Source organism: Halobacillus trueperi (assembly GCF_003386945.1).
GTDB classification, from domain to species: Bacteria; Bacillota; Bacilli; order Bacillales; family Halobacillaceae; genus Halobacillus; species Halobacillus aidingensis.
Map to the genome: position 1 here is coordinate 247032 of NZ_QUAE01000002.1, position 21564 is coordinate 268595.

Genomic DNA, 21564 nt, shown 5'->3' on the forward strand with positions numbered 1-21564 from the left:
TCAATCTCCTTGACTTACATACTTGGTCACTGCAATATTTTCATAAACTTTGTACATTAGGATTAATTTTACTTTACCATTCTCCTCACTGAGGTGCAAAACTTTTTCATCCTTAATTTCCGCATCTTGATCGAGTTCTTGCTGAAGGTTGCTCCTCGCTGATGAAACCCCAATCTCTTCGATATCTTTCCTGGATGATTCATACGCTTTTCGGTCAATCGAATAGTAGTCGATCGTCTTCATGTTCACAGGAATGTGGAACCCAAAAATACTCCAGTTTGATGAATGTGATTCTTCCCTGAAGTCTCCTTCCTCTCCTCGCCAAAAACCCCAAATAGGAAGAGCAAACTCCCCAATCTTCAAGTGATATTCACTTTCAACAGAACCATCTGTCAAGGAAAGCACTTGTTTCATAGGAAGGCTTTGAGCGACACGGTACCATGTTTCTGCAATTACTTCTCCTTCAGAATGTATAAATAGATCCTCTTCTTCCACTAACTGACCCGTGGCAAGGATTTGTCCTTTTTGTACAACGTCATAAACCGACACCATTGGACGACCCTTTTTTATAAATGTTTCAATAATCATCCCTTTTTTGGCTGCTACAAGGTTTGATGGGCGAGTGTTCATTTCTGTATCGTATCTTGTTTTCTCCACCCCATACAAATGATAGCTCGTCCCTTGTTTTTTTACACCAATCCATAAAAGGTCCGGGATATCTTCCAATAACTGCTGTTGTATTTCAATAGGATCCTTCATCCCTATCGTTAGTTTTCCAGGAGAGACCCCATAACTATTCAATTTACTTTCAACATCTGCTTCAAGTTCCGGCGATAGTCCGTCTACCTTGATGGACCACAACGTATTCGCGAGAACAAAAATGATTACAACCGCTGCGATGAAAGCGAGAAGAACCGACAGCCTCCCTATCATATGCTGAATAATAAATGGAAGCCCTTTTCCACCTTTGATGGATATTTTACAACGGTACTTCTTCCTTAATTGTCTAAAGATTTTCCAATCCTTTAACCGAATCGTTAAAATGACGAGAGAAGCATCCAATCTTCTCATATTTGTGATGTGACAGCCACGTTTCGTACATGCTTGCAAAAAAGGTTCGATTAACGGTCCCTCTACTTGTACCGTCATGATTCCCTGAAAGAAATCATGCTGGTTCTTCATCGTCTCACCCCCCTTTTGTTTCCGGCAAAAATTCTACGGATTTAAGTTCACCTTCCAGTAATAACTCTTCCTTCAGCATCATTTTCACACCCAGGTCTTTCCCCAAAATGCGAACCTGACCTTTTTTGTATTGAATTCGAACTTCTTCATCAGAAAAATGAAGGAGGCCTGTATGATTTTCTATGTACACATGAATGGACCCAATTGTTGTTATTCTAGGAAGATCCAACATGACATCAGATGGTAAATCAAAGTAACGACTGATCCAAGTCCGTAATTGCTGCTGCCATTTTGACATGCGACGCCCTCCCCTCTTTTCATTTATACGAAAAACGCACGAATTGTATCACTACAATTCGTGCGTTCTGCTTATCTTTTTCGCGGGTGGGAGCTGTGAGGCTTGCGAGCACGGGGTGGACCGAGAACTTCAGCCATTAAAATCCCCTCAGCTAACCGCTTTTTATCCCACTTTCTTGTTTTTTCTATAATTGGACCATTTTGATTTAACTGCGCAGAAGGTGTAGTTTGTTTTTTCCTCACCTGATCAGGGAATGTATAGATTTCCCCTTCCCCTCCTTGAGGATCTTCATTTCGAGCCGTTTCCGCTTCGGCCAGTTTTTTCTGTTTGGTCTCATAGTAATCCCGCAACCTATCTTCCCCTAATGTAGTCTTCGTTTCCTTTTCCTGAAGATCTGGAGAAGGACCACTAGGGTAGGCAGGAGGAACTGGAGATGTTTTCTTTTCAGGCTTTTGTTTATTCTCATTTTCTTTTGTCATCCCGCTAAACCAGCTGATAATCCCGCCAATAATAGCAGCAAGAATAAGGAAATTACTGAAAATGAGCTCAATCAGATCTCCCATACAAATTCTCCTTTAAGGTACTCAAGGATTATTTTTCTTCTTCCTCTTCATCGGACATTTTACCAAGCGTGTTTCTCATATCCGTATCCGCATTGATGTTCTGATAGTTCATGTAATCCATGACGCCCATCTTACCGGATCGCAAAGCTTCGGCAAGCGCTTGAGGCACTTGGGCTTCGGCTTCGACCACTTTCGCCTGCATTTCTTGTACGCGCGCACGCATCTCTTGCTCTTGAGCAATCGCCATGGCACGGCGTTCTTCCGCTTTCGCCTGTGCAATATTCTTATCTGCTTCCGCTTGGTCTGTTTGCAGGATGGCTCCGATGTTCTTCCCGATATCAATATCCGCAATATCAATGGAGAGAATTTCAAAGGCGGTTCCAGCATCTAAGCCTTTCCCTAATACATTTTGTGAAATCCTATCTGGATTTTCCAATACTTTGTTATGATTTTCGCTTGACCCAATAGTGGATACAATACCTTCACCAACACGAGCAATGACTGTATCTTCACCGGCACCACCGACAAGTCGGTCAATATTTGCTCTTACCGTAATACGCGCCTTTGCTTTCACTTCAATACCGTCCATCGCCACACCTGCGATGAATGGCGTTTCAATAACTTTTGGATTAACACTCATTTGAACGGCTTCCAAAACATCACGACCAGCGAGATCAATGGCTGCACAACGCTCGAAGCTGAGTTCAATATTTGCTCTTTGTGCTGCAATTAGAGCGTTTACTACGCGATCAACATTACCACCTGCTAGGTAGTGGCTCTCTAGTTGGTTTGTATTCACATTCACCCCAGCTTTATGGGCCTTGATCAACGGATTGATCACACGTGAAGGAATAACCCTTCTTAATCGCATACCTACTAATGTGAATATACTAATTTTCACCCCTGCAGCTAGAGCACTGATCCATAGCATGACAGGAATAAATGTAAACAACACCGCTACTACGATAATAATGATACCAATGATGATGATTGGCATTAATTGTTCAAGTGTCACTTTGTTTCCTCCTCTTTTTCTGCTTTTTTAACCTCACGCACAACAATACGTGAGCCTTCTGTTTTGATAATTTTTACTGCTTGATGAACAGAAATGAAACCACCTTCAGATACAACATCCAACCGTTCACCATTAAAATCAGCTGTACCGGAAGGGCGGAGTGGTGTAATCGCCTCCCCTTCCATTCCGATTAAATCCAAACGGTTTTGTGAAGATACATATCCTTTTTCAGATGAAGTGGAATCATTTAAAATGATATGACGAAAGAAGCCTCTTTCCAAACCAACAAATTTGAATAGTACAATGGATACAACAATTGTCACCAATAAAGCAATTCCTATACTCATGGCCATATGACCCATATCCGCTGATGAAAGCATTAATGAGGATACTATCGCTACGACCCCAGCTATTCCTGCAATGCCTCCTGGTAAAAAGAATTCAGCTATCACTAACCCGATCCCAAGGACGAGCAGAATAATCGCTTCATATCCGGCCAGGCCAGCAACAATGTGACCATAAAAAAACAGCACAAGCGAGAGCGCTCCCATTGTTCCTGGTATGCCAAAGCCTGGTGAATACAATTCAACAACGAGGCCAATACTTGCAACGGATAATAAGATTGGAATAACAACAGGATCTGTCAGGAATCTGGCAATATTCTCAGAAAGAGTAGGGTTCTCCTCTATGACGGTGGCATCAGACAAACCAAGGACGCTGAGAAGCTCATTACGGTCGTCAACGATTCCTTCAGCATAGCCTACCTCTTCTGCATCTGTTGCTCCCAATGTCAAAAATTCTCCCTCAGGAGCTCCATAATCCTTTAAATCGACGGAGGAATCGGCCATAGCCCGTGCATATAAAGGGTCACGTCCTGTAGATTCAGCAGCTGCTACCATGGATGAAATCCAGGCCGATTGAGCCTTCTTATCAGCAGCCGTTCCATCAGAATTAATGACCCCGGATGCGCCCATGGTCGCTGTTTGCTTCATGTAAATCGCATCTGCGTTTAAGGCAATATATGAACCAGCCGAATAAGCCCTGTTTGTTACAAACGCACTATTCGGAACATCTAAATCTTGAAAGATTTCTCCTATATCACCCGCCGCATCCACGCGACCTCCCGGCGTATCGATTTCAAATATAATATGATCCACGCCATTTTCACGAGCTTCTTCTGTCGTTCGGTTAAGGAATGCAGCCATCCCACGCTCCACCGTATCTTTTACGGGAATGACATAAACTGTCTGACCTTCCCCGTCTGCTTGCACCGTTGATTGAAGATGGAAGAATGATAAAACGCTTCCTAAAATAAGGAGTATCCCCCAAACACCTAAACGTAAAGACCGCTTCATTCATTTTCACCTCCTTTACAGGTAGCCTTCCCACCATATAATACGTTTACGAAACAAAACCATGGTTGGTTTCAAAAAAGTTTAGTACTTTCATAAACGCATCGAAGAGATGTTTAGTGTATGTAAAAAGGCCTCCCTTAACAAAGAGAGGCCTTTATATTTACGATAGTTGCTGAAGAACGAGCTTATTGACCTTGGTTCCGTCGGCCTTGCCCTTGACTTTAGGCATGACGGCACTCATGACTTTACCCATGTCACTCTTAGAAGTAGCGCCTACTTCCTGAATCGTCTCATCAACGACTTGCTTGAGTTCTTCATCTGTCAGCTGTTTCGGCATATATACTTGTAAAATCTCAATTTCACGTTCGAGTCCTTCTACAAGATCTTCACGTCCAGCTTCTTTGAATTCATGGAGGGAATCATTTCTCTGCTTTACCTCACGAGATAAAACAGTCAATTCTTCTTCTTCAGATAATGAGTCTTTTCCCAGTTTTATGGCTTCATTCTGCATAGAAGCTCTCACCATGCGGATCGTCGATAATCTTTCCTTATCGCGGGCTTTCATGGCTGTTTTCATATCCTGGGTGAGACGGTCTGTAATTGTCATCTCTTCAACACCCTCTTTAATTACTTACGCTTTCTAGCCGCCTCAGACTTTTTCTTACGGCGTACGCTAGGCTTATCGTAATATTCACGCTTACGATATTCCGCTAATGTACCACTTTTTGATACATCACGCTTAAAGCGACGAAGAGCATCTTCAAGAGACTCGTTTTTACGAACGCGAGTTGTTTTTGACATGCTAATTTCCCTCCCTCCGAAGCAAACAAAACTGTTTCTCTTGTATGGGAACCCCCCATACCTTTGACAATTATATTATATGCATGTCATATGGTCAACTTTTTTTGAAAGATAATGGGGCGTTAACTTCTCTGATCTCTACCTCTTTATCCAGCCCCATATAACTTGAACGCCCGAGGTAGAGCGGAATGTTCAAGTTTTCAAAGTTCGGCAACCCATTTTCAAGAAATTTTTCTTCCTTGTAGTGACAGCCCTCTATGTCACCGATCACCCAATCATGGTCCCCTGTAGGAACGATTTGATGGACTTGGCTCTCGTAGGCGAGATAAGCACGTTCAAGCAAAGGAAATCCATTCCGCTCCATTCTCCACGGCTGATCGTACATTTGGTTTTTATCAACATCCCTTCCTGAAACAGTCCCGCTGTACTGGATGAATCCCGCCTCCTCAAAAGGGAGGAAGTTGATCGTAAATTGGGTCGATTGTTTTACCATCTCATATGTATGCCTTTCTCTTCCTATAGCTACGCCGTACATGGGTGGGGACATAGATAAGTATGCGTGCCAACCGGCAGCCATAAAGTTGACCTTCCCTTCGTGAAAAACCCCCACAACGGCTACCATCCCAGGGTAACTGTGCATTTTAACATGATCTTTCCTATTCATCTCATCCCTCCTCCCTTATACATTCTTTCAAATAACCTCGAAAGTCAAACCCCACTACTCTCTCCTCCATTATAGCTCCCGATTGTGGAAGACTCAATTTCAAGATGTTTCCGGGCTTCGTTTGCCAAAATGGGAGTCATGGGTGGTTGGGAAGCTACTCACTTTCCTGTGGAGGAGTGGCGAGCTTCCTCGGAAAGCGACTCATTCCCCGCAGCTCCCATCCACTCAACAAAAGTCTCGAAACTGAGTCTTCTACAATCCTGCCATATTCTTTAATAAAGGCGTGAGCTCATAAAAAGAAGCCATCCCCTTTTCGAGATGGCTTTTTTCGTATGATTAATAATCAGAAGTTCCTTGTTCGCCATTTACGATGGCGATTCCAGAGCTTGCACCTATGCGAGTCGCACCAGCTTCGATCATTGCTTTTGCACCTTCGTAGTCACGGACTCCGCCGGATGCTTTCACTCCCATTTCCGGGCCGACTGTTTTACGCATCAAGCTGATATCCTCAACCGTAGCTCCTCCACCAGAGAAACCAGTTGATGTTTTGACAAAGTCTGCTCCAGCAGCTTTTGCAAGTTCACATGCTGCTACTTTCTCATCCTCTGTAAGAAGGGAAGTCTCAATGATTACTTTTACAATAGCTTTTCCTTCCGCTTCACGAACGACTGCTTCAATATCTTGTTGGACAAGTTGTTTGTTCCCTGATTTTAACTCACCGATGTTGATTACCATATCAACTTCAGTTGCGCCTTTTTCAATAGCTTGCTTTGTTTCAAAAGCTTTTGTTTCTTTCGTTGTCGCTCCTAGTGGAAAACCAATGACAGTACAAACCTTCACATCTGTTCCTTCTAGTAACTCGGCGCAGTAAGATACCCAGTGAGGGTTGACACATACAGATGCAAAGTTTTGTTCTTTTGCTTCCTCGCAAATTTGGGTGATCTTATCTTTCTGTGTGTCGGGTTTAAGCTGTGTATGATCAATCATTTTAGCTAGATTTTGTTCCATTTGTAGATCGTCCTTTCAAGTTTAAGTTGTCCGTACATCTATTACATCTTAGCATGAAAGCGATTAAAATGCGAGCTAATCTCTCTTATTCAAACTTCTTCCAACTTATAAGAAAGACTGGAAAGGAAATAAAGAGGGGCTGTTTCCATTCGTAAAATTCGCGGACCTAACCGAATCGAGTTGAACCCTTCGTGTAATAGTTTTTCCACTTCACTTTCAGTAAATCCACCTTCAGGTCCGAAAACTACTAAAACCGACTCCTCCCGCTTTAATGATTCGAAAACCTCACTCAACGAACGAGACTTTTCTTGTCTCGCCTCTTCCGCATATCCGAATAAACAGTGGTCATATTGCTCTTTTAATTCCAAAAGCTGATGAATAGTATGAACAGACTGAACCTCAGGGATAATGGTTCGTTCAGACTGCTCACTCGCTTCTTTGGATATTTTCTGCAATCTCTCGACCTTCTTGACTGCTTTTTTCTGATCCCATTTGGCAACGGAACGATCGGCTTGGTATGGAATAAAAGCAGAAGCACCAAGTTCTGTTCCTTTTTGGACAATTTGCTCCAGTTTATCCCCTTTTCCAAGACTCGCTACGATCGTCACGTGGACAGGAAGTTCCCGGTCTTCCTCCATCCAGGTGACAACAATACAATGGACAACGTCCTCAGCCACTTTTGTGATTTCGCATAAAGCGGGGCCTTTTTCTGGATGGATGGCTACAAGGTTGTCCCCTTCCCCCATTCGCATCACTCTTACAATATGATGGGTATCTTCCCCATTCACATAAAGGGCGTCATCGTTCCAACATTCTTGATCAACAAAATAACGTTGCATGCAATCACTCCGGTTTTTTCGCGATAATGCTGACCCAGTCTTCCATCTTGTTCGTCTCAACAATTTCAAAACCTGATTGAATCAATTGTTCTCGAACCATTTCCTTTCGTCCAGAAATAATTCCGCAAGTAATGAAATATCCTCCAGGCTTGACGACTCGGTAGGCATCATCTGTGAATTTGACAATAATCTCTGCCAGAATGTTTGACACAATTAAATCTGCTTCCCAGTCTACTCCCTCAAGAAGATCATTAAGTTTAGATGTGACTTTATCTTCCACACCATTTAAAGCAGCATTGTTCTTTGTACTTGAAACAGCTACATCATCTAAATCATAGGCATACGCATGTTGGGCACCCAAAAGCACAGAGGCTACACTTAGTATTCCAGATCCCGCTCCAACATCCAGTACCTTATCTCCTTTTTCTAAATACTGCTCCAAAGCCTGTATGCTAAGAACTGTTGTCGGGTGTGTACCTGTTCCAAAAGCCATTCCAGGGTCCATTTCAATAATGATTTCATCACTGGATACCGGCGTGTAGTCTTCCCAGGTCGGGATGATCGTGATCTTTTCTGAGATCTTGACTGGTTTATAATATTTTTTCCACGCGGTTGCCCAATCTTCTTCATGAATTTCACTGATCGTCACATTATTGTGCCCAATATCAATGCCGAATTCTGTTAGATTTGATACAGTTTTTTTAATTCCATCAACGGTTTCACCAAGAAAACTATTCATAGGCAGGTAGGCTTTAACATACACGCCTTCAGCCGGATAATCATCTGGATTCAATTCGTAAATTTCTCCAAGCTTCGTTTTCTTTCTTTTCATATCTGATGGGTCTTCGATGACGACGCCACTCGCTCCTGACTCATGCAGAATATTTGACACCGGTTCAATTGCTTCTGTTGTCGTATGGATACATACTTCAGACCATTTCATTGATGATCCACCCTCTTCATTATTTTTTCTAAGTACCTATGGATAGTCAACCAGACTCTCAAGATAAAAAGTGCCTGCACGAAAGAACGGGAAATTCCATGAACTACCCATCAACCAATCGTACAGACACCTTCCTTTTAACCTTTAGCTGTCTCCCTTAAATGCACGCTTCATACGTTCGAAAAAGTTCCCGTGCTGCTCATCTGTGGCTTCATTACCACTAATATCATTAAATTCACGAAGCAATTCTTTCTGTCTTTCCGTCAAATTCTTAGGGGTTATGACTTTCATCTTAACATGCTGGTCCCCTTGCCCACGGCCATGGACGTTCGGTGCGCCTTTCTCTTTCAAACGGAATGTCTTTCCTGTTTGTGTTCCTGCAGGCACTTTCAACTTCACATTTCCGTGTACGGTAGGGACTTCAATTTCATCCCCAAGTGCTGCCTGTGCAAAGGTAAGAGGAATTTCACAGAAGATGTGATCGCCCTCACGTTGGAAGAATTCATGTGGCTGAACGCGGATGACTACGAATAAGTCGCCAGCCGGACCTCCGTTGACACCTTCTTCCCCTTTACCTTGGACACGAATTTGTTGGCCGTCATCAATACCTGCTGGGATATCCAGGTGAATTTTCTTGCGCTTTGTCACACGGCCATCGCCGCCACAGGTGTTACATTTGTCTTTGATGAATTTACCTGTTCCTTGGCAGTGATGACAAACACGACGGTTGACGACGCGACCGAACGGTGTGTTCTGTTCTTGATTGACTTGTCCTGAACCTTGACAGTGGGAGCAAGTTTCAGGTGATGTTCCTGGTTTAGCGCCGGAACCATCACAAGTATCACATTCTTCTTCCATTGGAATTTCGATATCGGTAGACTTACCAAAAATGGACTCTTCGAACTGAAGGGTCATTGTATATTGCAAATCCGCACCTTTACGTGGAGCGTTCGGATCACGGCGTCGTCCTCCACCACCGAAGAACATATCGAAAATATCGCCGAAGCCGCCGAAGTCTTCAGCGCCTCCACCGAAGCCTCCAAAGCCGCCCTGGTTAGGACCGGCATGACCAAATTGATCATATTGGGCACGTTTTTGCTGGTCGCTTAACGTTTCATAAGCTTCTTTCGCTTCTTTGAACTTTTCAGAAGCATTGTCTTCCTCACTGACGTCAGGGTGATACTTACGCGCCAGTTTTCGGTAGGCTTTCTTTATTTCATCTTTTGAAGCATCCTTGGACACGCCAAGGACTTCATAATAATCACGTTTACTCACTTGTCGATCACTCTCCCGGACGCTATTACATAAGGTTTATATTAACATTGAAAATCTAGGCAGGCAAACGTCACCTCTTTGCCTATTCATGAAAAAAGTCAAAGTCAAGAAGAACCTGACTTTGACTTTTTTTCTACCTTTTCTTACTTCTTGTTCTCATCGTCGTTCACTTCTTCATAGTCTGCATCAACGACATCATCTTCAGCGCCGCCGCCTTCTTGGCCTTGAGCAGCTTCAGCCTGTGCTTGTGCCTGCTCATAAAGCTTCACAGAAAGAGCTTGCACTTGTTCTTGAAGTGCTTCTTTCTTCTCTTTGATTGCTTCTAGATCTTCGCCTTCAAGGGCTGTCTGAAGTTCTTCTTTCGCAGATTCAGCTTTTTGTTTTTCTTCTTCACTTACTTGTTCGCCAAGATCTTTGATGGTCTTGTCTGTCGTGAAGATCAGCTGGTCCGCTTCGTTACGAAGTTCAATCGCTTCACGTTTTTTCTTGTCTTCTTCAGCGTTTTCTTCCGCCTGACGAACCATTTCTTCTACTTCCTCATCAGAAAGGCCAGAAGAAGACTTGATTGTGATGGATTGTTCTTTATTTGTACCCATGTCTTTAGCACGTACGTTAACGATTCCGTTAGCATCAATGTCAAAGCTTACTTCGATTTGAGGCACACCGCGTGGTGCTGGTGGGATATCTGTCAACTGGAAACGACCAAGTGTCTTGTTATCTTGTGCCATTTCACGCTCACCCTGCAAGACGTGAATGTCAACAGCTGTCTGGTTGTCAGCAGCAGTTGAGAACACTTGAGAGTGGCTCGTCGGAATTGTTGTGTTACGTTCGATCAATTTCGTCGTAACGCCGCCCATTGTTTCGATTCCAAGGGAAAGTGGAGTGACGTCAAGAAGTACAACGTCCTTCACATCGCCTTGAAGTACGCCACCTTGGATGGATGCACCAAGCGCGACAACTTCATCAGGGTTTACGCCTTTAGAAGGTTCTTTGCCGATTTCTTTTTTAATGGCTTCTTGTACAGCTGGGATACGAGTAGATCCACCTACAAGAATAACTTTGTGGATGTCACTTGCACTCATGTCTGCATCTTTAAGAGCTTGACGTGTCGGTTTCATAGAACGCTCAACAAGGTCAGATGCAAGCTCTTCGAATTTCGCACGAGTCAAGTTCATCTCAAGGTGAAGCGGTCCTGCTTCTCCTGCTGTGATGAATGGAAGAGAAATTTGTGTCTGCGCAACACCAGAAAGGTCTTTTTTCGCTTTTTCAGCGGCATCTTTAAGGCGCTGTTTTGCCATTTTATCCTGGGACAAATCAATGCCGTTTTCTTTTTTGAATTCAGCTACCATGTGATCAATAATGACTTGGTCGAAATCATCTCCACCTAGACGGTTGTCCCCGGCTGTAGAAATAACTTCAAACGTTCCATCTCCAATTTCAAGAATGGATACGTCAAATGTACCGCCACCAAGGTCATAAACAAGAATTGTTTGGTCTTGGTCTTCTTTATCAATGCCGTAAGCAAGTGCAGCTGCTGTCGGCTCATTGATGATACGCTCTACTTCAAGACCAGCGATTTTACCAGCGTCTTTTGTAGCCTGACGCTCAGCGTCGTTAAAGTAAGCTGGTACCGTGATAATTGCTTTATCTACTGTTTCTCCAAGATAATCTTCTGCATAGCTCTTGATATACTGAAGAATGATGGCAGAAACTTCTTGAGGTGTATATTCTTTACCTTCAACTTCTACCTTGTAGTCTGTTCCCATATGACGTTTGATGGAAAGAATCGTGTTCGGGTTTGTAATCGCCTGTCGTTTAGCGACCTCCCCTACTTGACGTTCACCATTCTTAAATGCAACAGCAGATGGGGTCGTACGGTTCCCTTCAGGGTTGGGAATTACTTTCGCTTCTCCACCCTCCATTACTGCTACACAAGAGTTTGTTGTACCTAAGTCAATACCAATGATTTTACCCATGGTTAAATGTCCTCCTTTACGTACTCGTTCATAAGATAATTTTTACTGGTTCACCTTTACCATTGACGGGCGGATAACCCGATCTTTCAGGCGGTATCCTTTTTGCAACTCTTCTACGACAATATTACTTTCATAATTTTCGTCTTCGACTTGCATGATCGCCTGATGCATATGAGGATCGAATTCTTCCCCTTTAGCAGGAATTTCTTCGACGCCTTCTTTTTCCAGAGCTGCTTTAAATTGGTCATAAACCATTTTCATTCCATCTGCGAAGTTTTTGGCAGCATCGCCATCCACTTCCACCTGGAGAGCTCTTTCAAAGTTATCCAAAGCCGGGATCAATTCCTCTACAAGGCTCTGGGATCTATATTTCCTATCCGCCTCTTTCTCTTTTTGAGTACGACGGCGGAAATTATCATAATCCGCTTGCAAACGAAGCAGTCGATTATTGATTTCTTCTTTTTCCTGACGAAGCTGTTCCAATTCATCTGTCTCTTCTACTACCATTTGTTCAGATTCCTCATTTTGAGCTTCATCTTTTTCATCAATGATTTCTTGTTTGTTCTCTTCCATGACTTCCACCTCCTACTTTCCATTACACCGTTACTGACTATAACATGAATCCTTATCCTGAAAAAGCATGACACATAATGAAGTGAAGGGCCGGCTGACCCTCTTCTTTTTTCCGTCCTAATACCAGGCACGGAAAGTATCGGTCATATGCTTTGATAAGACGTTCATCAATGAAAACATTCGGTTATACTCCATGCGAGTCGGACCTAAGAGGGCAATTGTACCCACTTGATCATTCCCGAGCTGATAACTTGCCGTAATCAGACTGCAGTTTTGCATAGCATCAAAAGGGTTTTCTTGTCCTATTCGGACTTGAATTCCTTCCTTGCCGGTCCGCAGCAAGTCAGCCATCTCACTTTCCCGTTCGATGGTGGCATATAAAGACCTGACTTTATCAAGGTCCCTGAATTCAGGTTGCATGAGAATGTTTGTCTTTCCACCAATGTACAGTTTCGTCGGATGTTCATCCACAAGAGCTGCACGCAAATACTGGAAAGCTTCTTCGTGATGATCTGTATGTGTTTTTAATAGATCATTGATCTCAGAATAGAGTTTCTCATGCAATTTTACTAACGGGACTCCTTGGAGCCGGCTGTTTAAAATGTTCACCATCTTTTCCAGATCTGCACCCTTGATCTCAACAGGAACATTGAAAGCGCGATGCTCCACATGACCGGTATCCGTAACTAAAATGGCAATAGCAGACTGATCAGACAATGGCACGATCTGCAGTTGTTTTAGTTTTGTTTCGAATACTTCAGGTCCAAGGACAATGGATGTGTAGTTCGTCAAATCGGAGAGAATACCTGCTGACTTCTGAACCACACGTTCAAACTCCATCATTTTATCATCGAATGCTTCCCGAATTGTCACAATCTCTTGACTGGAAAGGCGCAATGGAGAAAGAAGATGGTCGACATAGAAGCGATACCCTTTTTCAGAGGGGACCCTTCCGGAAGATGAATGAGTTTTTTCAATAAAACCCAGTTCCTCTAAATCAGCCATTTCATTCCTTATCGTTGCTGAACTGAATGTTACAGCATCTTTTTTGGCTATTGACCGTGACCCTATAGGTTGTGCGGTCAGAATGAAATCATCAATAATGACTTGCAAAATGAGCAATTGTCTATCTGTTAACATCGATGATCACCCCTGTTAGCACTCGTTTGGAGTGAGTGCTAAATCTAATAATAAATTATCAAAAGGGTTGAGGGATGTCAACGGATAAAGCTCTTTTTTTTAGTCGTTCCTCCCTGTCCTTCTTCTCTTTTAGAAAATGTCCCTTTTATACTTGATGTTCCGTTCCCTAAAGCACCCATTTTGAAGACAGGAAGTTATAGACAGTGACGCAATAAGAGTTCGGGTTGGGAGAAGGAAACAGACTCGCTAAGGAGGCACTGGAAACCCATCTTTAACAAGGCCCTCGAGGTGTATCGCCTAGCTCCTTCTTTTGCGGAATTCTCACCTTTACCCACCCTACCCATATCATTGTAAATCAACGGACCTTTCTTATGGCGACCATTTATAGATGAGGAACGTGTAGATATCGTTATTCATCTAATAAGAACTCTTGGAATACTTCATTACCAAGAATGCGACCTTTGGATGTGAGACGAATATGGTCAGCGTCTTCTGCTATTAAGGAGCGCTCTCTCAGTTCCGTAAGCTTGTTTCCGAAAACATCTACAAGTGTTTTCCCATACTTTTGTTGGAAGAGCTCTTTCGATACCCCTTGTGTCTTTCTGAGGCCGAGAAACATTTCTTCCTCCAGCTGTTCTTTCAGACCAATAGGTTCCTCGTGGAGAACGGGTTTTCCATCTTCCGTGGCTTTCTTCACATAGGCAGGCAGAGGACGGATATTTATTGTCCGTTTACCCGGAAGATACCCATGAGCACCCGCTCCGATTCCATAATAATATTCATTATTCCAGTATGTCAGGTTGTGTTTACTTTCAAACCCAGGCTTGGCAAAGTTGCTGATTTCATACTGCACAGCGCCAGCTTCTGCTAATTTACGCTGTAGTAATTCGTACATTTCTGCTTCATCATCTTCTTTCGCCTTGGAAAGCTTACCCTTTTTGTACCGTTGATAAAACACAGTTTTCGGTTCAATTTGTAGAGAGTAGGAAGAATAATGCGGTAAGCCGAACTGCATCGCTTCATCAATGGTTTTTTCAAAATCTTCAACCGTTTGTCCCGGGAGAGCATACATAAGATCTATACTCACATTCGTTAAACCCGCCTGAACTAGACGATCAATATTCGTATAAACATCTTTTACTTTGTGTACACGACCAATCTTTTCCAGCATATCATCATCGAAGACTTGAACTCCGAGTGATATACGATCGACGCCATACTCTTTTAACAAACGTACTTTTTCCACATCTAAATCACCAGGATTTGCTTCAAAGGTGTATTCTTCACAGCCAGCAATATCAAAATGATCATCAATCATTTGTAAAAGCTTTTCTAACTGCTTATGGTTCACGGCTGTCGGGGTTCCGCCTCCGACAAAAATGGTTCGTAAACTCGCTTTTTCTCCAGGGATATAGGTGTGAATTTCTTTTTCCAGTGCTTCTAAATATTCATCTGCCAGTCGCTCATTATAGAAAAACTTCGTAAAATCACAATAGTGACAAATCTGCTGACAAAAAGGGATGTGAATATATGCGGATGGGATTTTCATGGATGTTACCACCTTTCATAAGGAAAACCGCAAGAGAAAAATCTCCTGCGGTTTCAACTGTCTTCCTTTAGCTTTAGTCTTCGTTCAAGTCAAGGACCGACATGAAGGCCTCTTGAGGGACCTCGACAGATCCGACCATCTTCATGCGCTTCTTCCCTTCTTTTTGCTTTTCAAGCAATTTACGCTTACGGGAAATGTCTCCGCCGTAACATTTGGAAAGAACGTTTTTACGCATCGCTTTGATCGTCGTTCGAGCCACAATTTTATTTCCGATCGCGGCTTGGACAGGAACTTCAAATTGCTGTCTTGGAATTAATTCCTTAAGCTTTTCAGCAATGAGCTTTCCGCGTTCATACGCAAAGTCACGGTGTACGATGAAGGACAATGCATCAATGGTATCCCCATTCAACAAGATATCCATTTTCACGAGGTTGGAGACACGGTACCCAATCAACTCGTAATCAAAGGATGCATATCCTTTTGTTTGAGATTTCAGGGAATCAAAGAAATCATAAACAATTTCAGACAATGGAATCTCATAAACGATATTGACCCTATTGTCATCTAAATACTGCATATCCATGAAATTACCACGTTTACGCTGACAGATTTCCATGACTGGACCGACATAATCGTTAGGGACCATGACCGTTGCTTTAACAAAAGGTTCCTGAACTTCTTCAAGTTTCTGGTTATCCGGCATCATGGAAGGATTATCCACATTGAAGACGGATCCATCTGTAAGTGTCACCTGATATATAACACTTGGTGCGGTCGTAATAAGATCGATCTTATATTCCCGTTCGATACGTTCTTGAATGATTTCCATATGAAGCATTCCCAAGAAACCACAACGGAACCCAAAACCAAGTGCTTGGGAAGTTTCCGGTTCAAATTGAAGGGATGAATCATTAAGTTCCAAGCGTTCAAGAGCATCTCTAAGGTCGTTATATTTGCTCGCATCTACAGGATACATTCCGCAGAACACCATCGGATTCATCTTTTTATAACCAGGCAGTGGTTCGGCTGCAGGGTTATTGGCAAGTGTAATGGTGTCCCCCACACGACTGTCGCCGATATTTTTAATTGATGCCGTCAAATAACCGACATCCCCGACATTCAACTCTTTCAATGGGGTCGGGGTCGGGCGGAACACACCCAGTTCGTTCACTTCGAATTCTTTACCCGTCGCCATCATTTTAATTTTATCGCCAAGTTTGATAGAGCCTTCACGAACACAGGTATAGGCAACCACACCTCTGTAAGAATCGTACAAGGAATCGAAAATCAGAGCCTTTGTCGGATCTTTGACATCGCCCTCAGGAGCAGGAATATCGCTTACGATCCGCTCTAAAATCTCATCGATTCCTACTCCTTCTTTAGCTGAAGCAAGAATGGCATCAGAAGCATCGATCCCGATGACATCTTCAATTTCTTGTTTAATCCGCTCAGGATCTGCACCAGGAAGGTCAATTTTATTAATGACCGGGATGATTTCCAAATCGTTTTCCAGTGCTAGATAAACATTGGCTAATGTTTGTGCTTCTATTCCCTGGGCAGCATCTACAACCAGGATCGCCCCTTCACAGGCCGCTAAACTACGAGAGACCTCATATGTAAAGTCGACGTGGCCCGGGGTATCAATTAAGTGGAACGTATAATCCTGTCCATCGTTCGCTTCATAAGACAATTGAACGGCATTTAATTTAATCGTGATTCCACGTTCACGTTCAAGATCCATTGCATCAAGGAATTGTTCTTTCATTTCTCTTTGTGTTAAAGCTTTCGTTTTTTCCAGAATACGGTCTGCAAGCGTCGATTTCCCATGGTCGATATGGGCAATAATCGAAAAATTGCGGACCCTTTCTTGTTTAGATTGTGCTGTCAACTTAAATCACTCCTACTGAATTCGACACAAATATCTAGGTTGATTATAGCAATACGGCTAGCATTATTCAATGTAAACCCCAACAACATCTGAATCTTATTCTCCCGACTGGATGATTTCAGACAAAACAACGATGACTCCATTGAAGCTCGAAGCTACCCCTTGCCCCATCCCTCCGGCAAGCTTAGAGATCCAGGGTGCTCCAGATTCTATATTAGGAGGGGCGCAAAAATCATCGGAACCCGGTGATATGGATGTTTGCTTTTCCACGCTATGATCCACTTCTTGCTCTGATATTTGAGTCGTCACCACAGCGGGCCGGTCATTCAGCTTTTCGTTCGTTTTATCAATGCCATAAAAAGCTCCCGTCACAAAAACAATGATAACGATGAGTCCCCCCGCCAACCATTTCATTGCGCCCCTCCTCCATCAATCTGTGGATACTTTTTCATCCTCGAAGTAATAATCACTGAAAACTTCAGCCATCACATCTGCTGAACGATACAACTCATCTAAATGATTATAAACTCCGCCAAACTCGATAAGTATGGCATTCGGATGCAAGTCCTGGTTATAAATGCCGTCTACCCCGGAACCCTTTTTCGTAATGACTCCTCGGCTGATCCCTGGATATTTCTCCTCGAGAAGCTGATGAATTTTGGATGCGAGTTGTAAGTTCTGTTCATATTGAGGGTGTTCCGCACCTATGACAAAAGCGAAACGCGCGTAATTTTTTCCGTTGATCGTCGTTGTAGTGTGCTCCTTGGAAAGTGAATCCCTATGAAGGTCAAACAAATATCGGATGTCACCATTCTGACTGATGGCTTCTTCAACAACGGGTCTCACGGCATCATAGGATTGATAATATTCCATTCCTTTTTCACTTCTTAATGCAGCTACATCTGTTGTATCAACAATCGTTCCAATCCCTCTTTTTTCTAACCCTTCGCCAAGACGTTCTCCAATAAGAGTAATATTTACTTTTCCATCGTGGTCCGTGGACTCATCCGGTAAGTGTGGATAAAAAGATTCTGTGTTGTGCGTGTGGTAAATGTAAACACGATCTTCACCCACTGGTTTCTCTTCCAGTTTGCCTTCGTCTTCGTTATTTTCTTCCACATCCCCTTCTTCCCCTCGGTCATCTACGATCATAGGAGGTTCTGACTCAATAGGGAGTGTGGAATAGTCCGTCCCTTTACCAGCAATGATAATTTGACTGTTGTAAGAAGACAATCCAGGGATTTCCCTTCCCAGGAGGCTTCTTGGATCATTCGGTGTTAGGCTCGTGAGTAGTTGAAAAGACAATGTGGTCAAGCTCGGAATTCGATTCCCTTCCGGATGGGCATCTTTAAAGGAGCGGTTTTCCATTTCGAACAGATATAAAAAAGCACTGCCTTCAAGCTTGGTTGTCCATTCTTGTATCGTACTTGAATAAATACGATAGGTCGTTTTTGCCCCTGTAAGAATACCGATACCAATAAATAATAAAAGCAAAACGGTGACTGCGATGATGGTCCACCTTGTCCCCTGCTTCATATAACTTTTCTTATTTTTCTTCATGATCGGGTAACGAGACATGAAAAATCCTCCCCCTCATCCACTATCTAGTAAATGGTATGAGAGAGAGGAATTTAATAGAACCTCTCTATTAAATCATTATTTCAAATAAGATTGTGCTTCTCCATCTTCTATACCCGGATGCAAGGCCCCATTGATCCCTTTAGCAATGACATGAGCCATGTCCTGGATAAAGCTGTCCACCTCTTTAGGTGTGACCATCAAATTGTGGCCCAGAGGGGTCAGCACTTCTTTAATCAGTTGTTTCTTTTCCATCTCTTCTAATTGGCCGAACATGCCCATGACCGCTTTGCTTTGCTCTTCATTCGGGTGGTCTTCAGCCGTCAGCGTCTTTCTTTCAAACGGGTTCATGGCAGGTGACAAAGCATTGGACGGACGGTCTTTTTCCCGCCACTCTCTGCCAAAATGTTTTAACACATAATCAATCGCATCACTCGTGATGGTCACCGCATCTACTACTGTTGGTACACCAATGGAGATCACAGGAATCCCGTATGTCTCTCGGCTGATTTCTTTCCGCTTGTTGCCCACACCAGAGCCTGGGTGGATCCCCGTATCAGAGAGTTGTATGGTCGCATTGATGCGATTGATTGAACGTGATGCAAGAGCATCGATGACCAGAACGAAATCCGGTTTCGTTTGTTCTATGATTCCATGGACCATATCACTGGTTTCAATACCAGTGACACCCATGACCCCGGGCGTGAAAGCAGATACGGGACGGTAGCCATCAGATACGGTTTCCGGATGAAGCTCAAATAAGTGGCTCGTTACATAGACTTCTTCTGTTACCAATGGTCCTAAAGCATCCGGGGTCACATTTTGGTTACCAAGGCCGACAATTAACCCACGGTCCATATCCTTTATTCCACACTCATTCATCAATTTTCTTAGCTGGCCGGATAACGTTTTGGATAAATTCACTTGCAATTGATGATCCTGCTTACGAATAGCGAGCGATTCTAACGTGACATAATGCCCCGCTTTCTTCCCAATTCGTTCAGCACCCGCTTCATCTACCGTTACATACGTGATTTTAATATCATTCTTTTCATTTTCATGAACCTCAACCCCATCAGTATCTGAGGATCCGGGTTCATCTTTCACATTCATTTCCTGTGCCTCAAGTGCCAGGTCCGTTCTCAACGTGTAGTCGAAATTTTCCTCCATTCACTTCAACCTCCTTAAGAAAATCTTCTCCCAAGCAGATAAAAACTATGCAAATGAAGGGATTGGTAATGAGATAAGTATTGAAAACAGCTTACCGCTCTGGTAAAATGTCTCTTGTTCGATATGAATGAGTTTTTTGTTTTTACCTAGGAGGTGAAACTATGCCTAACATTAAATCAGCGAAAAAACGTGTACGTACGAATGATGACGCTCGTTCCTTGAATGCAGCTTTCAAATCTGACATGCGTACAGCGGTTAAACGTGTAGAAAAGCTTGTTGAAAGCAAGGATGTAGAGAACGCGAAAGAAGCACTTCCTACAGCTGTTAAGAAAATCGACAAAGCTGTTCAACGTGGTGCCCTTCCTCAAAACACAGGGAACCGTAAAAAATCCCGCCTAACTAAACTAGTCAACGCATTATAATTCATTCGTAATTTATGACCAACAGACGATCCTTCTTTCTTGAATGGGTCGTTTTTACATGAAAGAAGCCCTCCGATTCATCGGAGGGCTTCTTTTCGTTTAATCTTCATTAAATGGAAGACTCAATTTCAAAATTATTAGAGCCGTTATGTTAGGGATCAGGTTGGCTTGAAAACGACTCGTGATCAAGTATATTGGATCAATAATTATGAAGAAACGGGTGTGTTTTGTTTGATGTTGATCAAGCGATAGAGAAGCATTTCAAAAGCCAGGGCTTTCTCCATTTTCCCCTGCTTCAAATTGTAGTCAGTTTCTGCAAGTTGATTCATAATTTGATCCAGTTCCTGTTGGGTGAAGGCACGCTCTCTTTTAAGCGCCATTTTTATAACGTAAGGGTGGGCCTTAATATAACTTTTCATTTGATTTTGGCCGTATCCTTTTTGTTTGAGTACCTTCGCTTGACTGATAATCCTGAATTGAGAAGCCAGAAGGGCAGTTAAAGCGATCGGCTCCTCATTCAGTTTTTCCAGATCTTTATAAATCCGAATGGCTCGACCCAAATCTTTTTCCATGACGGCATCGACAAGTTTAAGCCCTGAAGCTTCTGCACTGTGGGAAAGAAGCTGCTCTGCGATTTCTCTCGTGACAACGCCGCCTTCTCCGACATACAAAGCCAATTTTTCCATTTCTTTTCTAAGCGCCATAAGATTTGCACCAATTTCTTGAGTGAACAGTTCATGAATCTCTGGAGGAACGGTGATATGTAAATCATTCGCTAATGTTTGGACCCATTTGTCAACGTCCCATTCTTTAACCGGCTGGCAACTGATGACTTCTCCGTTCTTTTTTAATTGTTTGAACACTTTTTTCCGTTCATCCAGCTTTTCATAAGGAGCAACTAGAATAAGCACCGTGTATTCCGCAGGATTTTGTAGGTATTCCAGCAGCACCTCCGTGTCATGCTCGAACGGAAGTTTATCCGGCTTCGCCTTTAAAAAGACGGGATGATTGGCAATAACCACTTTCCCTTCACCAAGAAATGGAAAGGTTTCTGCATCTGTAATGACATCCTCAATAGGTGTCTCTTCTAAATCATACTGGGAAATATTAAACTCCCGGTCTTCTTTCTTTAATGTTTTTTCAATGATTTTATTTTTATGTTCTTGAATTAAATAGGATTCTTCCCCATATAATAAGTACACTTGTGATTGTTTTACATTGACCATAATGTGGTTGTCCTTCCTTTATAAAAAAAGAGTACGGCGCCCCATTAAGGGGAACTCAGTGTCACCATTTTATGTTTCTTTGGAATTTCTGTCAAAATG

At 42.9% G+C, this 21564-nt stretch carries 22 protein-coding genes; 1 reads left to right on the plus strand and 21 read right to left on the minus strand.

Annotated elements, in window-relative coordinates; translation table 11 throughout:
• From yqfD to gpr, 20 genes are all read right to left on the minus strand, one after another.
• The gene (yqfD, locus tag DYE48_RS03865; protein ID WP_115822487.1) at positions 1–1182 is read right to left on the minus strand and encodes a sporulation protein YqfD; all 1182 of its coding nucleotides are present in this window, start codon (positions 1180–1182) and stop codon (positions 1–3) included.
• A gap of 4 nt (positions 1183–1186) precedes the next feature.
• Complete coding sequence (gene yqfC / locus DYE48_RS03870) at positions 1187–1480, minus strand: sporulation protein YqfC (protein WP_115822488.1); 294 nt, start codon at positions 1478–1480, stop codon at positions 1187–1189.
• Positions 1481–1551: 71 nt separating this feature from the next.
• Positions 1552–2043: a hypothetical protein gene (locus DYE48_RS03875; RefSeq protein ID WP_115822489.1), complete on the minus strand. Its 492-nt coding sequence runs from the start codon at positions 2041–2043 to the stop codon at positions 1552–1554.
• A gap of 28 nt (positions 2044–2071) precedes the next feature.
• On the minus strand, positions 2072–3040 hold the full coding sequence (gene floA, locus DYE48_RS03880) for a flotillin-like protein FloA (protein ID WP_167356116.1): 969 nt from the start codon (positions 3038–3040) through the stop codon (positions 2072–2074).
• 14 nt (positions 3041–3054) lie between these two features.
• Complete coding sequence (locus tag DYE48_RS03885; protein ID WP_115822490.1) at positions 3055–4413, minus strand: NfeD family protein; 1359 nt, start codon at positions 4411–4413, stop codon at positions 3055–3057.
• Between the two features lie 160 nt (positions 4414–4573).
• Complete coding sequence (locus DYE48_RS03890; RefSeq protein ID WP_089654304.1) at positions 4574–5020, minus strand: GatB/YqeY domain-containing protein; 447 nt, start codon at positions 5018–5020, stop codon at positions 4574–4576.
• A 20-nt stretch (positions 5021–5040) separates the two neighbouring features.
• Positions 5041–5214, minus strand: a complete 174-nt coding sequence (gene rpsU, locus DYE48_RS03895) for a 30S ribosomal protein S21 (protein ID WP_008638284.1) — start codon at positions 5212–5214, stop codon at positions 5041–5043.
• Positions 5215–5308: 94 nt separating this feature from the next.
• On the minus strand, positions 5309–5878 hold the full coding sequence (locus DYE48_RS03900) for a flavin reductase family protein (RefSeq protein ID WP_115822491.1): 570 nt from the start codon (positions 5876–5878) through the stop codon (positions 5309–5311).
• Between the two features lie 336 nt (positions 5879–6214).
• Complete coding sequence (gene deoC / locus DYE48_RS03905; RefSeq protein WP_115822492.1) at positions 6215–6886, minus strand: deoxyribose-phosphate aldolase; 672 nt, start codon at positions 6884–6886, stop codon at positions 6215–6217.
• A gap of 89 nt (positions 6887–6975) precedes the next feature.
• Positions 6976–7725, minus strand: coding sequence for a 16S rRNA (uracil(1498)-N(3))-methyltransferase (locus DYE48_RS03910; RefSeq protein WP_115822493.1), 750 nt, complete (start codon positions 7723–7725; stop codon positions 6976–6978).
• A gap of 4 nt (positions 7726–7729) precedes the next feature.
• On the minus strand, positions 7730–8668 hold the full coding sequence (prmA, locus tag DYE48_RS03915) for a 50S ribosomal protein L11 methyltransferase (protein WP_115822494.1): 939 nt from the start codon (positions 8666–8668) through the stop codon (positions 7730–7732).
• 144 nt (positions 8669–8812) lie between these two features.
• Entirely contained in the window at positions 8813–9943 is a 1131-nt protein-coding gene (gene dnaJ / locus DYE48_RS03920) for a molecular chaperone DnaJ (protein WP_089654311.1), read from the minus strand.
• A 143-nt stretch (positions 9944–10086) separates the two neighbouring features.
• Positions 10087–11919, minus strand: coding sequence for a molecular chaperone DnaK (gene dnaK, locus DYE48_RS03925; RefSeq protein ID WP_115822495.1), 1833 nt, complete (start codon positions 11917–11919; stop codon positions 10087–10089).
• A gap of 42 nt (positions 11920–11961) precedes the next feature.
• The gene (gene grpE / locus DYE48_RS03930; protein ID WP_115822496.1) at positions 11962–12492 is read right to left on the minus strand and encodes a nucleotide exchange factor GrpE; all 531 of its coding nucleotides are present in this window, start codon (positions 12490–12492) and stop codon (positions 11962–11964) included.
• 117 nt (positions 12493–12609) lie between these two features.
• On the minus strand, positions 12610–13632 hold the full coding sequence (gene hrcA / locus DYE48_RS03935) for a heat-inducible transcriptional repressor HrcA (protein ID WP_115822497.1): 1023 nt from the start codon (positions 13630–13632) through the stop codon (positions 12610–12612).
• Positions 13633–14041: 409 nt separating this feature from the next.
• Positions 14042–15181 carry a radical SAM family heme chaperone HemW gene (gene hemW / locus DYE48_RS03940; RefSeq protein ID WP_115822498.1) on the minus strand — a complete coding sequence of 380 codons (1140 nt, stop codon included), beginning with the start codon at positions 15179–15181 and terminating at the stop codon, positions 14042–14044.
• Between the two features lie 73 nt (positions 15182–15254).
• The gene (gene lepA / locus DYE48_RS03945) at positions 15255–17069 is read right to left on the minus strand and encodes a translation elongation factor 4 (protein ID WP_115822499.1); all 1815 of its coding nucleotides are present in this window, start codon (positions 17067–17069) and stop codon (positions 15255–15257) included.
• Between the two features lie 96 nt (positions 17070–17165).
• Positions 17166–17483: a hypothetical protein gene (locus DYE48_RS03950; RefSeq protein WP_115822500.1), complete on the minus strand. Its 318-nt coding sequence runs from the start codon at positions 17481–17483 to the stop codon at positions 17166–17168.
• Positions 17484–17498: 15 nt separating this feature from the next.
• Positions 17499–18647, minus strand: coding sequence for a stage II sporulation protein P (gene spoIIP, locus DYE48_RS03955; protein ID WP_115822501.1), 1149 nt, complete (start codon positions 18645–18647; stop codon positions 17499–17501).
• A 78-nt stretch (positions 18648–18725) separates the two neighbouring features.
• Positions 18726–19817 (minus strand): GPR endopeptidase, encoded by a 1092-nt coding sequence (gene gpr / locus DYE48_RS03960; RefSeq protein WP_089654320.1) that lies wholly within the window; start codon positions 19815–19817, stop codon positions 18726–18728.
• Between the two features lie 161 nt (positions 19818–19978).
• Between gpr and rpsT the strand changes: the two genes are divergently transcribed.
• On the plus strand, positions 19979–20239 hold the full coding sequence (gene rpsT / locus DYE48_RS03965; RefSeq protein WP_089654321.1) for a 30S ribosomal protein S20: 261 nt from the start codon (positions 19979–19981) through the stop codon (positions 20237–20239).
• A gap of 206 nt (positions 20240–20445) precedes the next feature.
• On the opposite strand, the gene holA is transcribed toward rpsT, so the two are convergent.
• Positions 20446–21465: a DNA polymerase III subunit delta gene (gene holA, locus DYE48_RS03970; RefSeq protein WP_089654322.1), complete on the minus strand. Its 1020-nt coding sequence runs from the start codon at positions 21463–21465 to the stop codon at positions 20446–20448.
• Positions 21466–21564: the final 99 nt, after the last annotated feature.

Bases quoted from the DNA above. Each gene is read 5' to 3' on its own strand.
- yqfD (WP_115822487.1), bottom strand. From the start codon at position 1,182: ATGAAGAACCAGCATGATTTCTTTCAGGGAATCATGACGGTACAAGTA.
- yqfC (WP_115822488.1), bottom strand. From the start codon at position 1,480: ATGTCAAAATGGCAGCAGCAATTACGGACTTGGATCAGTCGTTACTTT.
- DYE48_RS03875 (WP_115822489.1), bottom strand. From the start codon at position 2,043: ATGGGAGATCTGATTGAGCTCATTTTCAGTAATTTCCTTATTCTTGCT.
- floA (WP_167356116.1), bottom strand. From the start codon at position 3,040: ATGCCAATCATCATCATTGGTATCATTATTATCGTAGTAGCGGTGTTG.
- DYE48_RS03885 (WP_115822490.1), bottom strand. From the start codon at position 4,413: ATGAAGCGGTCTTTACGTTTAGGTGTTTGGGGGATACTCCTTATTTTA.
- DYE48_RS03890 (WP_089654304.1), bottom strand. From the start codon at position 5,020: ATGACAATTACAGACCGTCTCACCCAGGATATGAAAACAGCCATGAAA.
- rpsU (WP_008638284.1), bottom strand. From the start codon at position 5,214: ATGTCAAAAACAACTCGCGTTCGTAAAAACGAGTCTCTTGAAGATGCT.
- DYE48_RS03900 (WP_115822491.1), bottom strand. From the start codon at position 5,878: ATGAATAGGAAAGATCATGTTAAAATGCACAGTTACCCTGGGATGGTA.
- deoC (WP_115822492.1), bottom strand. From the start codon at position 6,886: ATGGAACAAAATCTAGCTAAAATGATTGATCATACACAGCTTAAACCC.
- DYE48_RS03910 (WP_115822493.1), bottom strand. From the start codon at position 7,725: ATGCAACGTTATTTTGTTGATCAAGAATGTTGGAACGATGACGCCCTT.
- prmA (WP_115822494.1), bottom strand. From the start codon at position 8,668: ATGAAATGGTCTGAAGTATGTATCCATACGACAACAGAAGCAATTGAA.
- dnaK (WP_115822495.1), bottom strand. From the start codon at position 11,919: ATGGGTAAAATCATTGGTATTGACTTAGGTACAACAAACTCTTGTGTA.
- grpE (WP_115822496.1), bottom strand. From the start codon at position 12,492: ATGGAAGAGAACAAACAAGAAATCATTGATGAAAAAGATGAAGCTCAA.
- hrcA (WP_115822497.1), bottom strand. From the start codon at position 13,632: ATGTTAACAGATAGACAATTGCTCATTTTGCAAGTCATTATTGATGAT.
- hemW (WP_115822498.1), bottom strand. From the start codon at position 15,181: ATGAAAATCCCATCCGCATATATTCACATCCCTTTTTGTCAGCAGATT.
- DYE48_RS03950 (WP_115822500.1), bottom strand. From the start codon at position 17,483: ATGAAATGGTTGGCGGGGGGACTCATCGTTATCATTGTTTTTGTGACG.
- spoIIP (WP_115822501.1), bottom strand. From the start codon at position 18,647: ATGTCTCGTTACCCGATCATGAAGAAAAATAAGAAAAGTTATATGAAG.
- gpr (WP_089654320.1), bottom strand. From the start codon at position 19,817: ATGGAGGAAAATTTCGACTACACGTTGAGAACGGACCTGGCACTTGAG.
- rpsT (WP_089654321.1), top strand. From the start codon at position 19,979: ATGCCTAACATTAAATCAGCGAAAAAACGTGTACGTACGAATGATGAC.
- holA (WP_089654322.1), bottom strand. From the start codon at position 21,465: ATGGTCAATGTAAAACAATCACAAGTGTACTTATTATATGGGGAAGAA.